Source organism: Kosmotoga sp. (assembly GCF_982836095.1).
The window spans coordinates 1-3,344 of the sequence record NZ_CEYIHJ010000185.1; the positions used below are offsets into that span (position 1 = coordinate 1).

Annotated in this window: 2 protein-coding genes and 2 pseudogenes; all 4 read left to right on the plus strand. The window is 41.8% G+C overall.

Annotated elements, in window-relative coordinates; all coding sequences use genetic code 11:
- A pseudogene (locus tag AC3LHT_RS09750) lies at positions 1–218 on the plus strand (hypothetical protein); the annotation flags it as partial.
- A gap of 252 nt (positions 219–470) precedes the next feature.
- Positions 471–1,384 (plus strand): annotated as a pseudogene (locus AC3LHT_RS09755) (tyrosine-type recombinase/integrase).
- A complete protein-coding gene (locus AC3LHT_RS09760) occupies positions 1,381–2,493 on the plus strand; it encodes an IS91 family transposase (protein WP_488662753.1) in 1,113 nt (370 codons plus the stop codon). The pseudogene AC3LHT_RS09755 and the gene AC3LHT_RS09760 overlap by 4 nt, the downstream one beginning before the upstream one ends.
- Before the next feature lie 375 nt (positions 2,494–2,868).
- The coding region (locus AC3LHT_RS09765; protein ID WP_488662754.1) for an FmdE family protein at positions 2,869–3,344 on the plus strand (476 nt) is incomplete at its 3' end.

The following is a 3,344-nucleotide window of genomic DNA, read 5'->3' on the forward strand; positions in this document are numbered from 1 at the left end:
ACGCCAACAGCGCAGGACTTCAAGCGCAGGGGCCCGAACAGCAGACAGCAAGGCTTGAGCAACACAGAAAACTTTGTGGAAGCACCACTTTCAGGGGATTTACTGAACCCCCTGTTTGTAGAAGAGATGATGGGGTACCCCATAGGGTGGACAGGATTAAGGGATTAGGAAATGCAATAGTGCCTCAAATTGCCTACGAACTTCTGAGGTGTATTTAGGCACTCAACGTTCTAAATCACCGGCTGGCCTTGGATTTACCGGAATGGTGGTGCGAGAGATAATGACAGATTAACATCCGAAAATCGGACGTGTGAGCCAGTCGGGTGCATTTTTTTGTTGGACGGAGCCGCTACGCGGAAGCAAAACGACACCACCGCAAATAAATTATTGAAATGTTGTATCATCCTAGGCGATTATGAAAATAGATAACACATCAGTGTTTATCTTAAATCTAATCTCAGGAGGATACCATGAACACCAGTTTACCAAAAGACCCACAATTCAACAAGGCTTACTCTACTCACCGTAAATACCTAAAACTAAATGGATTACAACCAAAGACCATTGAGGCATACTCAAGAGCAATGCGGCGTATCGGCAACTATTTTGATGGTAGGGTTGACGACCTCAGTATGGATCAACTGCTTGACTATTTTCATGATCTTCTGGAGACACATTCCTGGAATACGGTAAAACTTGATCTGTATGGTCTGAAATACTTTTATACCAATGTATTAAAAAAAACATGGGAAGACATTCCACTAATCAAGCCTCCCAAGACTAGCAGGATTCCTGATATTGTCACCATACAGCAAGCAAATAAAATATTTGATGCCACCAAAATCATAGATTATAAGGTCTTTTACTTCACCATCTACAGTATGGGATTAAGGCTTGGCGAAGGTCTCAGGCTTAAAATTGGAGATATCGATTCAGACCGTATGAGGGTGCATATTCGTAATGCCAAAGGCAACAAAGATCGTTTTGTACCGCTGCCTCACAAAACATTACAGGTGTTAAGGGACTTCTGGTGTTGTCATCGGCACCCGGAATTCATCTTCCCTGGTCGAAAAAGCTCAGCAGAGAAACGTCTTCTCGTTGATGTCCCTCTTGACAGAGGTGGTATACAAGTAACCATCAAAAAAGTGGTGGAAGAGATAGGGCTTAAAAAAAAGTCTCGTGCCACTCCCTTCGTCACAGTTATGCCACTCACCTTTTAGAAGCCGGCGTTGATCTGATTGAGCTACAGCAGATCCTTGGCCACGTCAGCCTATTGACGACAGCCAGATATACTCATCTTACCACTGCCAATTACCAGGATTCCTGCAAAATCATTAATGACCTGGTTGACACCTTCAAGCTGGACTGTGGAGGTGCACAATGATTCCACTTTCAAAAATTATCACAGAATTTGAACATAGATACGTTGACAAATATGATCAAAGCATCTTGCCGTCTCACAAAAATGCGCTACAGAGAATGAAGAATTGCCGATCTGAGGCAAGTCCCCATATGCTGGTTCAATGTTCCGACCCTGAGTGTCAGGAATACAGTTTCATTCCTCATTCCTGCGGACACCGAAATTGTCCGCATTGCCAAAGTCACGAAGGGCAGCAATGGATTGATAATCAATTGAGTAAACAGCTTCCGGCTGAGTATTATTTGATCACATTTACTCTACCATCAGAATTGAGAGATCTTGCCTGGAAGAACCAGAAGCTTGTTTATACAATTCTCTTTTTCTGTGTTCAGGACGTGTTAAAAACATTCACTAAAAATGACAAGAAACTCTGTGGTAAAGCAGGCTTTACAGCCATATTGCATACTCATTCCCGTGAATTGAATTTCCACCCACATATTCATGTGGTTATTCCCGGTGGCAGTATCAATACAAAGAGCAAGTTATGGCGGGTCAAAACTGGTAAATATCTGTTTAATCATAAGTCCTTGGCGAAAGTGTTTAGAGCCAAACTGTTAAAAGAACTGGTAGATAATAAATTACAGGTTCCCGGGAACTGCCCCTCCAAATGGGTGGTTGATTGTAAAAACGTAGGTAATGGTGACAAAGCATTAATTTACCTTGGGAGGTATCTCTATAAAGGCGTTATACAAGAAAAAGATATCCTCAAATGTGAAAATGGTGAGGTGACCTTCAGGTACACCGATTCCAAGACCAAAACGACCAAAATCAAAACCGTAAAAGGTGAATATTTTTTGTGGCTGCTCATGCAGCACGTGTTACCCAGAGGCTTCCGCAAGGTAAGGAGCTATGGGTTCCTGCATCCGTGCAGTAAGAATCTAATACAACTATTACAGCTCATTCTTCAATTCAATCCGGTGCAAATGTATACAAAAATACGAGAAAAAGCAGGGATTGTTTGTAAAAAATGTGGTGCGAAAATGGAAATCCTGCGAGCCATGATTCCTACTAAAAAAGAGGCAAAGCAATTGGCTTTGATGGATATACTTACAAGGAAAAACTACGTTATGTAAAATCCAGACAGCATACGGTTACAAAAAAAATCCGCATATGACGGTAATGGACAGCTACGTGCAAAATAAGGCTATATTGCCTACGAAAAACACAAAATAGACCAATTTTGACAATTCGAAAACACTACAAAATTGATTTTCTGCTAATTTTCCCCAAAGTCCTCTAAAGCACTCTTCGCCTCAAAAAGCTATTTTCTATATATAATGCCGGGCTCGTCCAACAAACGGTTCAGATTGTGGTTCGTACCTCACACAATCTAACCTTATTCGTTAGAAAATTCTACCATCCCTTTGTATAGTTTTGCTGGCAAAAAGTGTATACTTCGTCTTTTCAGACACCAATTTTCAACTTATCACTTCATCTTGGGGGAAACAATGAATGTTCCTGAATCAATTCGTAATGAAAAAGATTTTCAAGAATGTGTCAAGTTTCATGGCCATACCTGTATGGGCGTGACCATAGGATACCTCGCGGCAAAGCTTGCAATGAAGCTTCTGGAACACAAACGATCAATCGACGAAGAGCTTATCACAATTGTTGAAAATGATGCATGCTGCTGCGATGCCATCCAGGTTCTGACAGGCTGTACATTCGGTAAAGGTAATTTCTTTTTTAAAGATTACGGCAAGATGGCCTTTACTTTTGGTAATCGAAGTAATGGCAAGGCGATTCGTCTTCTTCTAAAGCCCGAAGTTTTTGGTGTGCCGGAACAAGAACAGATACTTCTCGAACTGATTCGCTCAGGCAAAGCCGCCCCGGAAGATATCAAGGCATATGAAAAAATGACCGAAACCAGAGAAACAGATCTGTTTTCCGGTGGGCCGGAGGCTTTTTTCGACGTCCAGGACAT

Coding starts and splice junctions, on each gene's coding strand:
- AC3LHT_RS09760 (WP_488662753.1), top strand. CDS start 1,381: ATGATTCCACTTTCAAAAATTATCACAGAATTTGAACATAGATACGTT.